This is a genomic window from Duncaniella muris, from assembly GCF_003024805.1.
GTDB lineage: Bacteria > Bacteroidota > Bacteroidia > Bacteroidales > Muribaculaceae > Duncaniella > Duncaniella muris.
Map to the genome: position 1 here is coordinate 74,949 of NZ_PUEC01000014.1, position 16,734 is coordinate 91,682.

Annotated in this window: 12 protein-coding genes; 3 read left to right on the forward strand and 9 right to left on the reverse strand. The window is 48.6% G+C overall.

Annotation, left to right across the window (positions count from 1 at the left end; all coding sequences use genetic code 11):
• The first annotated feature begins 7 nt into the window (after window positions 1-7).
• Both carB and eno read left to right on the forward strand, forming a co-directional pair.
• Window positions 8-3,232 (forward strand): carbamoyl-phosphate synthase (glutamine-hydrolyzing) large subunit, encoded by a 3,225-nt coding sequence (carB, locus tag C5O23_RS07390; protein ID WP_107032306.1) that lies wholly within the window; start codon window positions 8-10, stop codon window positions 3,230-3,232.
• 177 nt (window positions 3,233-3,409) lie between these two features.
• A complete protein-coding gene (gene eno / locus C5O23_RS07395) occupies window positions 3,410-4,705 on the forward strand; it encodes a phosphopyruvate hydratase (protein WP_107032307.1) in 1,296 nt (431 codons plus the stop codon).
• 314 nt (window positions 4,706-5,019) lie between these two features.
• Here the strand turns inward: eno and bcp are convergent, their stop codons facing one another.
• Window positions 5,020-5,490 carry a thioredoxin-dependent thiol peroxidase gene (bcp, locus tag C5O23_RS07400; RefSeq protein ID WP_107032318.1) on the reverse strand — a complete coding sequence of 157 codons (471 nt, stop codon included), beginning with the start codon at window positions 5,488-5,490 and terminating at the stop codon, window positions 5,020-5,022.
• Between the two features lie 321 nt (window positions 5,491-5,811).
• On the opposite strand from bcp, the gene C5O23_RS07405 reads away from it, so the two are divergent.
• A complete protein-coding gene (locus C5O23_RS07405; protein WP_107032308.1) occupies window positions 5,812-6,729 on the forward strand; it encodes a glycosyltransferase family 2 protein in 918 nt (305 codons plus the stop codon).
• A gap of 21 nt (window positions 6,730-6,750) precedes the next feature.
• Here C5O23_RS07405 and C5O23_RS07410 read toward each other — a convergent pair whose 3' ends face one another.
• From C5O23_RS07410 to C5O23_RS07445, 8 genes are all read right to left on the reverse strand, one after another.
• The gene (locus tag C5O23_RS07410) at window positions 6,751-7,971 is read right to left on the reverse strand and encodes an aminotransferase class V-fold PLP-dependent enzyme (protein ID WP_107032309.1); all 1,221 of its coding nucleotides are present in this window, start codon (window positions 7,969-7,971) and stop codon (window positions 6,751-6,753) included.
• A gap of 77 nt (window positions 7,972-8,048) precedes the next feature.
• Window positions 8,049-9,398, reverse strand: coding sequence for a Fe-S cluster assembly protein SufD (sufD, locus tag C5O23_RS07415; protein WP_107032310.1), 1,350 nt, complete (start codon window positions 9,396-9,398; stop codon window positions 8,049-8,051).
• Window positions 9,395-10,159: a Fe-S cluster assembly ATPase SufC gene (sufC, locus tag C5O23_RS07420; RefSeq protein WP_107032311.1), complete on the reverse strand. Its 765-nt coding sequence runs from the start codon at window positions 10,157-10,159 to the stop codon at window positions 9,395-9,397. Before sufC ends, sufD begins: the two co-directional genes overlap by 4 nt.
• Window positions 10,160-10,935: 776 nt before the next feature.
• Window positions 10,936-11,802 (reverse strand): DNA methylase, encoded by an 867-nt coding sequence (locus tag C5O23_RS07425; RefSeq protein WP_107032312.1) that lies wholly within the window; start codon window positions 11,800-11,802, stop codon window positions 10,936-10,938.
• A gap of 4 nt (window positions 11,803-11,806) precedes the next feature.
• The gene (locus C5O23_RS07430; protein ID WP_107032313.1) at window positions 11,807-13,087 is read right to left on the reverse strand and encodes a DNA modification methylase; all 1,281 of its coding nucleotides are present in this window, start codon (window positions 13,085-13,087) and stop codon (window positions 11,807-11,809) included.
• 538 nt (window positions 13,088-13,625) lie between these two features.
• Window positions 13,626-14,897: an outer membrane beta-barrel protein gene (locus tag C5O23_RS07435; RefSeq protein WP_107032314.1), complete on the reverse strand. Its 1,272-nt coding sequence runs from the start codon at window positions 14,895-14,897 to the stop codon at window positions 13,626-13,628.
• Window positions 14,894-15,451 carry an RNA polymerase sigma factor gene (locus C5O23_RS07440; RefSeq protein ID WP_240597730.1) on the reverse strand — a complete coding sequence of 186 codons (558 nt, stop codon included), beginning with the start codon at window positions 15,449-15,451 and terminating at the stop codon, window positions 14,894-14,896. The genes C5O23_RS07435 and C5O23_RS07440 overlap by 4 nt, the downstream gene beginning before the upstream one ends.
• A 97-nt stretch (window positions 15,452-15,548) precedes the next feature.
• The gene (locus C5O23_RS07445) at window positions 15,549-16,289 is read right to left on the reverse strand and encodes a NigD1/NigD2 family lipoprotein (RefSeq protein WP_107032315.1); all 741 of its coding nucleotides are present in this window, start codon (window positions 16,287-16,289) and stop codon (window positions 15,549-15,551) included.
• Window positions 16,290-16,734 lie beyond the last annotated feature (445 nt).

Consider the following 16,734-nt stretch of genomic DNA (forward strand, 5'->3'; position numbering starts at 1 on the left):
TTTCATCATGCGTAACGAAAACATCAAGAAAGTATTGCTGCTTGGTAGCGGCGCGTTGAAAATCGGCGAGGCCGGCGAATTTGACTATTCGGGTTCACAGGCTCTCAAGGCCATGAAGGAAGAGGGGATCACCACTGTCCTCATCAATCCGAATATCGCCACCGTCCAGACTTCCGACGGCTTTGCCGACAAGATCTACTTCCTTCCGGTCACCCCTTATTTTGTAGAGAAGGTGATCCGTAAGGAAAAACCTGACGGCATTCTGCTCGCATTCGGCGGTCAGACCGCTCTCAACTGCGGTGTGGAGCTTTACCGCTCAGGCATTCTGGAAAAATATGGTGTGGAAGTGCTCGGCACCCCTGTGCAGGCCATCATGGATACGGAAGACCGCGAGCTATTCGTCAAGAAACTTGACGAGATTGAGGTCAAGACCATCAAGAGCGAGGCCGTCAACTCGATCCACGATGCCCGTGTGGCTGCCGAGGCCCTCGGCTATCCTGTGATTGTCCGTGCGGCCTATGCCCTCGGCGGCCTCGGCAGCGGTTTCTGTGACAATGAGGAAGAACTCGTGGCTCTCGTTGAGAAAGCCCTCGCATTCTCTCCGCAGGTCCTTGTGGAAAAGTCGCTCAAAGGCTGGAAGGAAGTGGAATATGAAGTGGTGCGCGACCGTTTTGACAACTGCATCACTGTCTGCAACATGGAAAACTTCGACCCGCTGGGCATCCACACCGGAGAGTCGATCGTTGTGGCACCCTCGCAGACACTTTCAAACGAAGACTATCACTGGCTGCGAAAGCTTGCCATCAAGATCATACGCCATATAGGCATCGTCGGCGAATGTAACGTTCAGTATGCGTTTGACCCGACCTCAATGGACTACCGTGTCATTGAAGTCAACGCGCGTCTGAGCCGTTCGTCGGCTCTCGCATCGAAAGCCACCGGCTATCCGCTGGCATTTGTCGCCGCAAAACTCGGTCTCGGTTACGGACTCTTTGACCTTAAGAACTCTGTCACCAAGGAGACCTCCGCATTTTTCGAACCGGCTCTTGACTATATTGTCTGCAAGATCCCCCGCTGGGACCTCGGCAAGTTCCACGGTGTCCGCCGCGAGATCGGCTCTTCGATGAAGTCAGTAGGCGAGGTTATGGCCATCGGCCGCACCTTCGAGGAAGTCATTCAGAAAGGCCTTCGAATGATCGGGCAGGGTATGCACGGCTTTGTCGGCAACAACCAGCGTGATCTTCCGGAACTCGAACATGCCCTCAAGGAACCGACTGACAAGCGCATCTTCGCCATAGCCCAGGCTCTGTTTAAAGGCTACACCGTGGACCGCATTCACGAACTGACCAAAATCGACAAGTGGTTCCTTTATAAACTTCAGAACATCATCAACACAGCAAGCGAACTGCGTGAGTTCAATGACCTCGAAGCAATACCCGAAGCACTGCTGCGTCAGGCCAAGGAACAGGGCTTCAGTGACTTCCAGATCGCACGTGAGATCTATCAGGAAAACCTCACAGAGCCTGAGAAAGCGCTCCTTCAGGTGCGCGACCGCCGTAAGCAACTCGGAATTCTCCCGGTTGTCAAGCAGATCGACACCCTTGCCGCTGAATATCCCGCTCAGACCAACTATCTCTATCTGACCTACAACGGCCGTGAAAACGACGTCCAGTATCTCCACGACCACCGCTCGATAGTAGTGCTCGGTTCCGGAGCCTACCGCATCGGTTCGTCAGTGGAATTTGACTGGTGCTCTGTCAACGCCCTTCTGACTGTCAAGAAAGAAGGCTGGCGCTCGGTGATGATCAACTACAATCCTGAGACAGTCTCCACTGACTATGACATCTGCGACCGTCTCTATTTCGACGAACTGACTTTCGAGCGTGTGATGGACATTCTGGATCTTGAACAGCCCCACGGCACAATTCTTTCCGTAGGCGGCCAGATCCCCAACAACCTCGCAACTCGTCTTGACGCACAGAACATCAACATACTCGGCACCACAGCCCGCAGCATCGACAATGCCGAAGACCGCAACAAGTTCTCGGCCATGCTTGACCGCCTCGGAATCGACCAGCCACGCTGGCGCGAGCTTACAAGCATGGATGACATCAACGAATTCATTGATGAAGTAGGCTTCCCGGTGCTCGTCCGTCCGAGCTACGTGCTTTCAGGTGCGGCGATGAACGTCTGTCACAATCAGGAACAGCTCACACGCTTCCTGCGCCTGGCAGCCAACGTCTCAAAGCAGCATCCCGTTGTGGTCTCGCAGTTCATCTCATCAGCCAAAGAGATCGAGATGGACGCCGTGGCCCAGAACGGCGAGATCGTGGCCTATGCGATCTCCGAACACATCGAATATGCCGGCGTGCATTCCGGCGACGCAACAATCCAGTTCCCGCCGCAGAAACTCTATGTAGAGACCATGCGCCGCATCCGCAAGATCTCGCGCCAGATAGCCAAAGCTCTTGAGATCTCAGGCCCGTTCAACATTCAGTTCCTTGCAAAGAACAATGATATTAAGGTAATCGAATGTAACCTCCGTGCTTCGCGAAGCTTCCCGTTCGTTTCAAAGGTTCTGAAGATCAACTTCATTGACCTTGCCACCCGCGTGATGCTCGGCCTGCCCGTGGAGAAACCCTCTAAAAACGCATTTGATCTTGACTATGTGGGTATCAAGGCCTCACAGTTCAGCTTCTCGCGTCTGCAGGGAGCCGACCCTGTGCTTGGCGTCGACATGGCCTCTACCGGCGAGGTAGGCTGTATCGGCACCGACTCTGCTGAAGCCCTGATCAAGGCTATGGTCTCAGTGGGCAACCGTATTCCAGCCAAGGCCGTCCTCATGTCTACCGGTACAGCCAAGCAGAAGGCCGATCTTCTCGACGCAGCCCATGAGCTTGCCAACCGCGGCTATACAATTTATGCCACCGGAGGCACCCATGCCTATCTTAATGACAACGGCATACCCGCTATCCGTGTCTACTGGCCGTCACAGCCCGATATGCAGCCCCAGGCCATCGAACTGCTCCATGACCACAAGGTTGACATGGTGGTGAATATTCCGAAGAATTTCTCGACCACAGAGCTTACCAACGGCTACAAGATCCGCCGTGCGGCCATTGACCTTAACATTCCGCTGATGACCAACGCCCGTCTTGCCTCGGCTTATATCGATGCGTTCACCACCCATCCGCTCGACGAAATCGAGATCAAGAGCTGGGACGAATACTGATCAGATGCGCGTTTTAATGAATAAATAGTAAGATAATAAAGTAAAATTTAATCATTGACTTATTGCAAAGCGCATTGATATTTTGTAAATTTGCTGCGCATTTTTACAGGAGACTATCATCAGTTCGCATCCAAAGGCATAAGGTAAAAAAACTCAACTATAATTATTATATAGACTATGAAAATTGAAAAAATTATCGGTCGTGAAGTCCTTGACTCACGTGGCAATCCTACCGTTGAAGTAGACGTAATCCTCGAATCAGGCGCACGTGGCCGCGCTTCTGTTCCCTCCGGTGCATCTACCGGCGTAAACGAAGCTCTTGAGCTCCGTGACGGTGACAAGAACCGCTACCTCGGCAAAGGCGTTCAGAAGGCTGTGGCCAACGTGAACGGTCCTATCGCTGACGCACTCCGCGGCATGAGCGCTCTTGACCAGATCAAGATCGACGAGGCTATGATCGCTCTCGACGGCACTGACACCAAGTCAAACCTCGGCGCAAACGCTATCCTCGGCGTGTCTCTCGCAGTTGCTAAGGCTGCTGCCGATTATCTCGACCTTCCCCTCTACAAATATATCGGTGGCTGCAACAGCTACGTGCTCCCCGTTCCCATGATGAACATCATCAACGGTGGCGCTCACTCTGACGCTCCCATCTGCTTCCAGGAATTCATGATCCGCCCCATCGGCGCATGCTGCTTCAAGGAAGGTATCCGCATGGGCACTGAAGTGTTCCATAGCCTCAAGAAAGTTCTCCATGACCGCGGTCTCTCTACCGCAGTAGGTGACGAAGGTGGTTTCGCTCCCGCACTCGACGGAACTGAAGACGCTCTCAACGTTATCATCAAGGCTATCGAAGCTGCCGGCTATGTTCCCGGCAAGGACGTGACCATCGGTCTCGACGTTGCTTCTTCTGAATTCTACAAGGACGGCATTTACGACTACACCTGGAAGCAGGGTGCCGACGCTCCCAAATATACTTCAGCACAGCAGGCTGAATACCTCAAGGGCCTCGTTGAGAAATATCCTATCGACTCAATCGAAGACGGTATGGCAGAAGGTGACTGGGAAGGCTGGAAGATCCTCACCGATCTTATCGGCGACCGTTGCCAGCTCGTAGGCGACGACCTCTTCGTTACCAACGTCAAGTATCTCGAAAAGGGTATCGAACTCGGCTGCGCTAACTCTATCCTCGTGAAGGTTAACCAGATCGGTTCACTCACCGAAACCCTCCGCGCCGTAGAACTCGCACAGCGCAACGGCTACACCGCAGTTATCTCTCACCGTTCAGGTGAAACTGAAGATGCCACTATCGCTGACATCGCAGTTGCTACCAACGCCGGACAGATCAAGACCGGTTCTGCAAGCCGTTCTGACCGTATGGCCAAGTACAACCAGCTCCTCCGTATTCAGGAAGAACTCGGCGACGCTGCTCAGTATGGCTACGGCAAGCGCACCAAAATGCCCCAGGCTTAATGGTGTAGCTTGACAGCAAGCAAATAAAATCAATGCCGGTCTGATTCAGTTCAGGCCGGCATTTTTTTGATTTTATGCTGTCAAAATTTGTTTATTCTGAAATATCTACATCGGTCTTCTTCAGGGCATCGCATATTTGAACCACAGTATAGAATTCTTCTTCGTCCATTTGTAAGAAATCCTGAATAATTTCAGACTCGGTGTAATCCGTCTGCTCTCGCTTTCTACAGAGCAAACGGATTCAAAATCAAGAGCAGGGATGATACCGATGAGGCCGGAAGGCCCTATCCGATACTTCATCTGTCGTTATAGCCTCACTGTCCGGCATCTGCCAGGAGCTCCAACAGCTGTTCGCCGGCTTTTTTGGTGTCGACCTTGGTGATGATGTGGGTGATGCGGTGGTCTGTGTCGGTCACGAAAGTTGTGCGGACGGTGCCCATATACTCGCGTCCGGCCATTTTCTTTTTCTGCCATACGCCGAATGACTGGTTTACCTCAGTGGTCGGATCAGAAAGCAGTATGAATGGCAGTGAATACTTGTCGGCAAACTTGGCGTGGCTTGCTACGGAATCCTTGCTGATGCCGATGGTGGTGTAGCCTTTGGCCTCCAGTTCGCTGTTGAAATCTCTGAGTGAACATGCTTCAGCCGTGCAGCCGGGGGTATTGTCTTTCGGGTAAAAATAAATGATCAGAGCTTTTCCTTCGAAATCCGAGCTACTGACTTCATTGCCGGCCTGGTCAAGACCGAGTACTTCGGGAATTTTATCGCCTGTTTCCATATGGATGTTGTTTTCTTGTATGTGTGGATTATCATTAGAGGTTGTTTTTAAACAGCCTCTTGGTGTCAGTGCTGACAAATTTAGTGCAAATTCGTGAAATAGCATCGGATAATATTGTTGAAATTGTGTAAATTTGTGAAATGAATCTTTTTGCCTTATGAGGATCAGCCCGGATTCCGGTTCTGTCCCTATCCTTCGGATCATCCGTATATAAGATGGAATGGCTGTTTCCGCCGGCAGTGGCGAGAGGGAAAGCGCCCGGTTATTGCGAAAATTGCCAGTTTCTTGATTCCTGAAAACTTTTATATCCAAAGAGGACTGTGTGTCATGTCACATATAACAATAGTCATTCCGATCTATAACCGCGCCCATACCATAAAGCGGACCTTGCACTCGATTGATGCCCAGAATGTGAAGCCAGAAAGAGTCATTGTGGTTGACAATGGCTCGACTGACGATTCTCTTGAGATTGTCCGTGAATGGAGTCGCCGGGAGCATGGCTTTGAGTGTGTGATATGCGAGGAGTCCCGGCGTGGAGCCTGCGCGGCGCGTAACCGCGGGCTGGAGGACGTAGAGACGGAATTCGTGATGTTTTTCGACTCTGATGATGAAATGTCACCATCACATGTGGCTGATTTTAGCAAAGCGATCTCCCGGCATCCAGACATTGATATCTTCGGGCGTACAGCTTCGCTTGTCAATATCGCCGGACAGAGGCATGAGGCTTATTTTACATCCCGCAGCCCTGTTTTCAATCATCTTTTCAGAGGCTGTATGTCGACACAGCGCGTTGTGGTCCGCACATCGCTTGTCCGACGTGTGGGCGGGTGGAATGAAGATCTTTTCGTGTGGAATGATTTTGAACTCGGCGCGCGCCTGCTGCTTGCCTCAGATCGTATCTTTCATTTGCCGGGAAAACCCTCGGTAATAGTCCATCAGCAAGCCGATTCGATCACCGGAGTTTCTTTCAGCTCAAAAGCCGGGCAATGGGAAAAAACGCTTGACTGCATGGAACGGTATTTCATTACTTCCGGCCGGCCTGATCTGATTAAATGGCTCGACTGCAGGCGTATGATCCTTGCGGCGCAATATTTCTGTGAAGGCAGGCCTGACCTGGCTGAGATGCTAAAGGCGCAGGTGCTTGACGGAAACCCGTCAGCATGGCGGCTGAGATTGATCTATTGGCACAACCGCCTTTTCCATAGGCTGACATGGTTGTTTGCCAGAGTGCTTTTTGCCTTATAGTTTTTTCTTTCGGTTCGCTCTTTACCGCAGCATTTCGCTGACACGGCTGAGGGCCGCAAGGAAGCGGTCACACTCCTCTATTGTATTGTAGACGGCAAACGATGCACGTACGGTGCCTTCGATGCCGAGAGCCGTCATCAGCGGCTGGGCGCAGTGATGGCCGGTGCGCACTGCTATGCCGAGTTTGTCAAGAAGCATCCCCATGTCGTAGTGGTGCTCGTTGCCTACGAGAAAAGAAATGATAGCACACTTGCCGGGGGCGGTGCCGAAGATCCGTATGCCGGGGATCTCTTCCGTCATGCGGAGGGTGGTATATTCGAGCAGTTCGTGCTCATGCGCGGCAATAGCTTCGATACCTATGCTTTCCATGTAGTCGATAGCCTTGTGAAGCGCGGCAATGCCGATGAAGTCAGGAGTCCCGGCTTCAAACTTGTAGGGCAGTTCTGCAAAAGTGGTCTTTTCGAAGCTTACGCTCTCGATCATCTCGCCGCCGCCCTGATAGGGTGGCATTTTTTCAAGCAGCTCGCGTCTGCCGAAAAGCACTCCGACTCCGGCCGGGCCATACATCTTGTGGGCCGAGAATGCGTAGAAGTCGGCATCAAGATCCTGAACGTCAATTTTCATGTGGGGTGCCGCCTGAGCGCCGTCAATCAGCACCGGAACTCCGTGGTTGTGGGCCTCGGCCACAATTTCTTTTATCGGGTTGACAGTGCCGAGCACGTTTGACGCATGGCAGACACTGACGAAACGGGTGCGCTCGTTGAAGAGCGACCGATAGATATCCATGTCAAGCGATCCGTCAGCCTTGGCGGGGATGACACGGATTTTCAGATCTGTTCTTCTTTGTAGCAACTGCCAGGGCACAATGTTGGAGTGGTGTTCCATCACGGAGAGTATTATCTCATCGCCGTCTTTGAAAAAGGCGCCTCCGTAAGAAGCCGCCACGAGGTTGATGGCTTCAGTGGTTCCGCGGGTGAAGATGATCTCTTCGGCAGAAGGTGCGTTGATAAACTCCATGACTTTGCGGCGGGCTGCCTCCTGAAGCTCGGTGGCTTCCATCGAGAGAGTGTGCACTCCGCGGTGAACGTTGGCCTTGGTCTGCGTATAGCCTGACAGAACAGACTTCACCACTTCGTCAGGAGTCTGTGAAGTGGCGGTATTGTCTAAATAGACAAGCGGACGGCCGTAGATCTTGCGGTCGAGAATCGGATAGTCGGCACGTATCTTTTCAATGTCAAGCATAGAGGTTGCAGTTATGGTTGGAGTGTGGGGTGGATTGCAGATGAAGTGATTGAACCGGAGTTGTCAGCGGCTGCTGATCAGCATTCTTTCGACCGGCAGCCGGCGCAGTCGCCGAGTGTTCCGGAAAAACGGCGGTCTACGAGATGGAGCAGACGTTCGCGCAGTCCGCTGATATGGACCGAGTCGATTACGTCGACCATGAATGCCTGCATGAGCATGGTCCGGGCTTCGCTTTCGGGAATGCCGCGTGAGCGCATGTAGAAAAGCGCATCAGTGTCGAGCTGGCCTGTAGTAGCGCCGTGAGAGCACTTCACATCATCATTGTAGATCTCAAGCTGCGGTTTGCAGTGCATTTTGGCTGTGGTCGATGCCAGAATGTTGCGGTTGCTCTGATAAGCTTCGGTGAATCGGGCTCCTGGGGCAACGAAAATGCTGCCTTCGAATGCGCCTTTTGATTCTTCGTCGAGGACATATTTGAACAGCTGGTTGCTGTGGCAGCGCGGGGCCATGTGGCGGATGTCGGAATCGTTGTCGACGTGCATCTTTCCTGAGCCGATCACCATGCCGGCCAGCATAGTCTCGCAGTGTTCGCCGAGCAGCGAGACCGAAAAGTCGTTTCTGGTGGTGCCGCAGGTGAGGGTAGTGGAGTTGAACGAGAAATGCGATCCGCTTTCCTGACGTACGAAGAGGCGGGAGTAGCGTGATGTCTTTTCTGACGATTCCTCGATGGAACAAACTTCAAGACGCGAACCTTCGCCGAGAATCACTTCCGAAACCTGGGCTGCAAGATATGATTTGTCGCGGTTCTGGGTGTGGTCGCAGACAAGCAGCTGCAGTTCGGCACCTTCTTCCAATACTATGAGTATGCGGCGGAATGCGGCGAGGGGAACCGGCGAAGAGAACACGTTGACCAGCTGCAGAGGCCGTTCGACGCGCACCCCTTTGGGCACGTAGATCATCACTCCGTCCTGGGCGAGGAGGGTGTTGAGCGCAACAGACGGATTCTCTGCCGGAGCCACAGTGTTGTAATATTTCTCTATCAGTGATGGTTTTTCCTCAGCGATGCGTTTGAGAGATCCGAAGATTACTCCCTCCGGTAGTTTCGATTCGAGCTTCGATGTAGGATGAAACGAATCGTTGATGACGAAAGCCAGCAGAGTGGAAAGCGAGGGGACATCGCAGCGAAAACTTGCAGCCACATCAACCGGAATGTTAACACGCGAGATATTCACACCATAGTCAGGAGCAAACATCTCTTCGATCGAAGTCTTTTCAAATCCTTCGGTGCTCTTGTCGGGCAGGCGTGATGATTTTACGATGGCAAGAGCCTCGCTGCGCGGAGCGTTAAGCGCCAGCGCCGAGTTTCCGCAGATCAGATCTCTGTTTTCTTCAAACAGACTGATGTATTGGGTGAGGGAATTGCTCATATGTCGTTCTCCTCTTTAATCCAGTCGTAGCCCTTTTCTTCAAGTTCGAGAGCCAGTTCAGGACCGCCGGTCTTGACGATGCGCCCTTTATAAAGAATGTGTACGAAATCAGGCTTGATATAGTCGAGCAGACGCTGGTAGTGGGTGATTACGATGGTCGCGTTCTTGTCGGTCTTGAGTTTGTTCACGCCTCCGGCCACGATGCGCAGGGCGTCGATGTCAAGGCCTGAGTCTGTTTCGTCAAGGATTGCCAGACGCGGTTCGAGCACGGCCATCTGGAAGATCTCGTTGCGCTTTTTCTCGCCGCCTGAGAAGCCTTCGTTGACAGAGCGTGAAGCCAGTTTGTTGTCAAGCTCAACTATGGCGCGTTTCTGGCGCATCATCTTCAGGAAGTCACTGGCCGAGAGGGGAGCGTCATTGAGATATTTGCGTTTGGCATTGACTGCCGCGCGCATGAAGTTGACCATTGAGACTCCGGGGATTTCTACCGGATACTGGAAAGACAGAAACAAGCCTTCATGGCTGCGGTCTTCGGGCGAAAGCTCCAGCAGATTGACTCCATGCAGATAAGCCTCGCCTTCGGTGACAGTATAAGCAGGGTTACCTGCCAGCACACCTGACATGGTGCTTTTGCCGGAACCGTTAGGCCCCATTATGGCATGTACTTCACCTTCGTTTACCGTAAGGTTAAGACAACGTAATATCTCTTTGTCCTCCACCTTGGCGTGGAGATTGCGGACTTCAAGTAGTTTTTTGCTCATCTCAGTAAAAATTGTCAGATGGTTTTCTTGACGGAAATCCGGACTGTCTTTTCAGACAGCAAAAGCCGTCACAATCAGACTGCGAAATTACCAAATTTCTCTCATCTACCCAAACATTTTGAGCGTGACTTTGGTTTGATGCTCTCACTTGTTGCATTGCAGGCTGTTCTAATCGTGACAGATGGTGACGAGATCTTATTGCGAGTATGTGAAAATCCGAATTAAATTTATAAAATAAAGGTTAAATTAGATGATGTAACAAAATTGTGTTGTGATTGTAACAGGATTGTAATATGGCTATCTTAACTTTGTATCGTGAAACAAACAGAGCTTCATTCTCTCACTAAAGCTTGAAGCCTCAAAGATATAAAATCAATACCGAAGCACGAAAATTTACGGTTGCAAAATAGTTTTTTAGTAGACAAAACCAAGAATTTATCACATTTTTTACAGAGAGGCTGTCGAGAACGACAGCCTCTTCTGCTTATAGATGATAACACTGGATTCTCAATAGAGAAAGGATTTCGAGATCGCTCAGGCTGGAGCCAGACAGCGAAGCCTCGGAGAGGTTATGGTTTTGAAAGGGAGTTGAAGTGTGCCCAAGCTGAAATTTTGGGTCATATGTTAAATTGAACAGAACGAAGTGATTAATTCGTTGTACTCATCCATAATGCTTAATGCAATTGAAGCAGAATGGCGGAGATATTAGGGGCTCTGTTTACGAAAGCTGGGTGGTGGTGTAATGCCATAATTGTCTAATACTCAGATTTCAATCCTCAATTTGCATACTGTGAGTTTCTTTTAAGAAAATCTATTGCCATTAACTTATCTTTGAAAACACAGTTGATTTGTGAACCATCGTTGAAGAATATGCCAACAACGTAACGGTCTATCGTAGCATCTTTCGGAATATTCGAGTATTCTGTAATGTAACTAATTGCAGAATTTAAAGAATTGAAACGCATCTCCTTTCCATGAAGTGGCAGAACGAAGATGTAATCGATTTGCTTCTTGATAGACAACTCTAATGCACCAACAAAAGAACAGATTTCTTTCTTATTAGAATCGATCAATTCTTGCGCGATTTTATCTAAAACTGTACAGTTTTTGAAGCGGTCTACGATGACAGAGAGTTCTTGTTCTGATGTATTTTCGTCAAAGTAAATATCCACACCGTACTTCTGAAAAACATTTACAATCTTTTCAAAAGGGATGTACAAAATATTAAATCCTTGATTCTCTAATTGTTTCAATGAAGGATCTGTAAAAATACCGCTCAATATCACGCCCTTAAAAGGAGCATATTCTTTATACTTCTCAGCGATAGGCATGATAGCACCTGATATTTCTTGCGCCTTATTCTTTGAATGTTTGGTATATCGCCTCCATGCAAGTTCTATAAAAGCAATAGGTACACCTATTTTATCAGGTGTTCCATCTCTCTCGATAACGTAATCCAAGTCGTGCTTACTGCCATTAATATCTGTCCAAGATATTTTCTTTGTACTTCTTGCAGGACGTGATCCGATGGTGTCAAAGTAAACATTGTATTTATTACAAAGTTCCCTTATCGGAGCTTTCATGACATCTTCAAAAAAGTTTCCAATTAATTCTCCAAGAATATGAGAAGTTGATTTAGCCATAATATTATTTGTTAATCCAAAGTCTTCCTTCTTTCAGAGGAACTCTATGTTTTCTATTTTTCCATTTTATATTTCTATCTCTGAGCTTTTCGAAAGAAAAACTTTTGAATCCAGAATTGAGAGCTAATTTGCCCAACCATTCATCAACAGGTATATATATGCCATAAGGTGCAGAATCTCCAACAACGAAGCACATTTTGCATTTTTCAGAAGTTTTCTTGCTAAGTGTATTAAAAACTTGTGCCAAGTCGTAGAAATACGCAACTATCATTAGATGATAATTCTTTTTCCCTCCATGATTTTTTCGTTCGTTATCCAATAGGTCGAATTTAATCCTGAGTTCCTCCTTAATAGGCTCCAGTAAAGAAGATTCCATCATGTCAAAAACATCATTTTTAAGACGCGAAACGTGCTGGGTACACGCTCTTACCAAATGGCGACTTACGTTCTTGAGTCCTTTGTAGTTTTCAATATCACCCCAAAATGACATTTCCAATCTCATGGCATCTGCGTAATCATAATTGTTGGCATATGGGGGAGACGTAATAACTAAATCACCCCAATTATCAGGTATATCTACTTCGCCACGAGCATCTTGTTGGAGAATTAAAGCTTTATGGTTTGATGACCGCAAACTACATTTACGAATGTCGCTACAAATTTCTATAATTTTTTTTTCAAATGCAGCAAAGGGATCTAAAACATTTGCTTTAGATTTGTTTGGTTGAATATATTGCCACTGAGCAGTGCCAACAGGCGAAGTGCTACGCAGAATAGAGGTGATAACAAACCAAAAGAAGTTTTTGATATCTCCTTCTTCGATCTCTAAGCAAGCATTTTTTAGTGCATCAAGTCTAAGAAGAGTTTCATCAGGGAAACATTTCCGAATAATTAGAGGATAATTCTCAACGGAGGTATCAATCTCTTTAGCTCGTTGAATCAGTTGTCTGCTTGCTTGCTGAATTTTAGTTATACTTATATGGTTCCAAAGAAGTTTGGCAGACGCAATCTTAAACACATAAGGATTTGATTCTAACCCAAAAGCTTCCACTTCATGCATTGTACTTTCTAAGGCAACCGTCCCAGAGCCGACAAAAGGGTCGATAATACGCGTCCTACCATTTAGAATCTCTTCTTCGATGATTTTAGCGACCCAAGTAGCTGAAAAGCCTGCGGTGTATCTATACCACCGATGAATAGGTAATTTCATATTGTCCTCAAAGGTAGAAGACTTTTTATCTTGCAACTCGGAATCGAGTTCGGGGAATAAGCTTAATTCAATCATATTAAGTATATAAACAAAGGAGCCGGGCAATGGAAATTGTCCGAATCAATCAGTTGATTATACATGTACGAAATATATTTCATACCAAAAGCAAGTCCTCCTATGTAGTATCTGACGGCTGACCAAAGCCTTGTAACGACTACATAGGAGAACTTAAAAGTTCTCGGCTCTCGCCATATGTCTTTGTTTCTTTAGGTCATTGTCAGATTTTGAACCTATTATAGATACAAATGTAGATAAAAATCCTGAGATTTTTATACTACCGAATAAAAATCAAGGCTTATATCTTGATTACTGTTGGCTAACAATCTATAATATGCGCTATTAGCTATGTTTTGCTAAATGTGTTTTATGTGAATCTTGACTTCATACTGAGAGAAGCGAAGTCTCCACGTATGCGGAAGCCTCGCCTTATTGGGCTGAATGATTGTTGAGGTTGATTCCATGAAGGATGCCGGAGGTAGCGGATTGCCCTCTATGTGGTGCAAAGGGGATGGTGTATGTAGGCTTCTTGAGGATTTGCTTTCGGGAGAGGCTGCTATTTTCCAAGGGTGAGTCTTAGACCGAGATTCAGATTGAAATTCAAAGGACGGTCTTTGTAGATCGAAGAGATGTCGGAGCCGTTGTCGGGATAATAGCTTATGCCGGGCTCTATGAAGATGCCGAGATCAGGAGTTATTGACAGCTGTGCTCCGGCTGCCGCGTTGAGTGACCATTGCAGCCTTTTTTCGTGGATATCGGTGTTTTCTTCAGCTCCAGCCTGGTCGTTGATAAATTTATGGCCGGAGAGTTTGCCGACAACGCATTTTTCGGCAAGTATGCCAGCCGAGGCGTAGAATTCAAGCCGATTCACTGATGCGAGGCGGCATTTCAGATTCAACGGAATGCCAATGTAGTGAAGAGTCTGTTCGCCGGAGAAACTGATGTTTGCCTCTGTAGCGTCCACATCAGAGCGGAGCCTTGAGTATGTCAGGCCGCTTTCCAGACTCAGGCGTGGAGAAATAGGGTAGGCTACGGTCAGCCCGACACGGATCGGCTGGTGGTGCTGCATTTTGGAATTGCGTGTATTCGAACTGCCGGATTCGGGTGCTTGTGATTGCACTACGGGCCCGTCATCAGGATTCTTGGTAGGGTCTGACATAAGACCGCTAAGTGATTTATTGCCGCTGTTGTTTGACGGTCCTGACATTCCGTTACCGATCGAGCCTGAGGTGAATATGCCTACGGAGACCCTTTCCCGAACATTATGGCTGTCTGAGGCAGAGACTGTTGATTCCGCATATTCCGTATTTATCCGGTTGCATGCATTGTCTGCTGACGGCGATGTCTCTGAATTCTCAGCGTTTTCATTGTCTTTCCCGGCCGGATTCTGATTGGCCGGTTCGTCATCAGTCAGCTGTGCGGCGGATGAAGACTGTGATGCTTGACAGACGGCTGCTGTCAGGGCATTGGCCCGGCTGATTCGGTTGCCGATGCTTTGGGGCAAGGTCTGTGCAAGATTCTGCTCTGAATTGACGGGACTGATGAGGGTGTTGTCGGAAACATCTTTTGCGAGTCGGACCGCGCTCATGTCCACCTTGCTTTCCGGCTTAAAGAAATACAGGCCTGAGAGCATTACGGCAGTGAGCAGGGAGGCAGCTGCAAGCCAAGGCAGCACTATGGCGCGTCGGCGACCGCTGCGGTTTATCGGGGTGATCTGCTGGCGGTCGGAAAGATGCGTTTCGATCCGTTCCCAGAGTCCTGACGGCTCGTCCAGTTCGAAATCCGTCATCTTGTTGCGTATGTCGTCTAACCAGTTGTCGTTGTTCATGAAGACCGTCTGTTGATGTATTCTCTGATTTTTGATGCGAGCAGTGCTTTGGCTCTGTGGAGTTGCGAGGCCGAAGTGCTTTCCCTGATGCCAAGCATCGAAGCGATTTCCCGATGGCTTTTCCCCTCGATGGCATAGAGGTTGAACACTATCCGGTAGCCGTCGGGCAGCTGGCGTATGAAGTCATGGATTATTGCCGCAGGGATGTCGGCGGTTTCCGGCTGATCATCACCGATGTCGGTATTCTCCTCTGAAATGGGGCTGAAATCAAGGCGCCCGGACCGGCTGATGAATTTCAGCGCCTCATTGACAAGAATCTTTGTCACCCACGCTTTCAGCGAGCCTTCACCTTTGTAGACAAATCTGTCAATCGACCCGAATATTTTAAGAAAACTTTCCTGCAACACATCTTTCGCGTCCTCATCATTCCGGATATAGCGGGAGCATACGGCTGTGAGATGTCTGATATATCTTGAATACATCAGTCTCAAAGCCGCAGGCTCGTTGTTGCCGATGAGCTGCAACAGGTCGTGTTCGTTGTCAGCTGTGTTCAAAACCGCTATATGAAAAAATGTGCGCTAATTGACTGCCGAATTAGCTCTGTGTAAAAATATAACGTGAGGAATGGGCAGATTCTTGCTTTCGGTTCTCTTATCTGAGAACAGAGGCGGAAACAAGGTCTGACAGATCGTCATCGAATATTTTCGGGCGTAGGGCGAGATCGAATTCGGCGGTCTTCATTCCTGAAAACGAATTCCAGCGGAGTTTGATCTTGACAGGCTTATCGCTTGTGGCCGACAGGCTGTTGAGGTTGAACGCGATAAGAGCATCGCCGAAATAGCCTTTGGTGTCGCCTTTGGCATCATGCCGGAGCTCGACTTCAAACGGATCGTCGGGATTTGAACCGGTGAGCAGGTTGAGATGGTGTGGAGTGTGTCCGGGGCCCCAGATTGTGCGGACACGCAGGGTCAGATAGCCGTCTTCAGCCACAGTCACCCAGTCCTTAACTATCTCGATAGGGTCATTCCCATAAGTCTCATCGTTCTTGTCGCCGAGGTCTATGGCGGGCAGCTTGGTACGGATGCTGTCGATGCGGTTGACTGTGACGCCGGTTCCGCCATGAAATGATTTGTCGGGGGTGTAGCAGACAAGTGCGCGGACTTCCTTATTGCCGAAAGGCGACTTATCCATGTTCGATGGAACGAGGGTGGTCTTGTCGTCAAGCACCATTGTAAATCCTCCGTTTACAGTCGGGCAGACTGTCACGAGGGCTTTGGGGCTCGACGGGCAGATAACGTAGCTGTTGTTGTCATCATCATCAAGACACGACTGCATCATAGGCGCTGAGGCCAGAAGCAGGGCGAGGGGCAGCAGATGTTTTGCTTTCTTCATAATTTATATTGATTGGTTTGTTGGTATTGTCTATATCTATAAATCCGCTTTCTGCTGAATCTTGCATACGCGGAATGATATTTTTCGAAAAAATCACTGAATCTTGTGTATCTTTGTGCTCAAATAGAACTTGCAATGGATATTAAGAGGGTGTTTCATAACAAGAGTTAAAATCTGAGTGGTGTATCTTTTAGATAAATTGTTGCAGGGGAGGAAGAAGCATAGCGAGCTATGCGACTGACGAGCTTCAACAATTTAGCAAAAGAGACACCAAGGCTCAGGGAACTTAAAATTTTTCACAAATGGAATATTCTATTTAGAGCTTGTTTAAAAACAAATGTGAATAATAAATAAGCATCAGTCAATATTTCAGGCATTTATGCTTTGGTGATTGTTTAAATAAATGAATAACCAGAAACAAAACCAAAGAATTATGTATCTGACA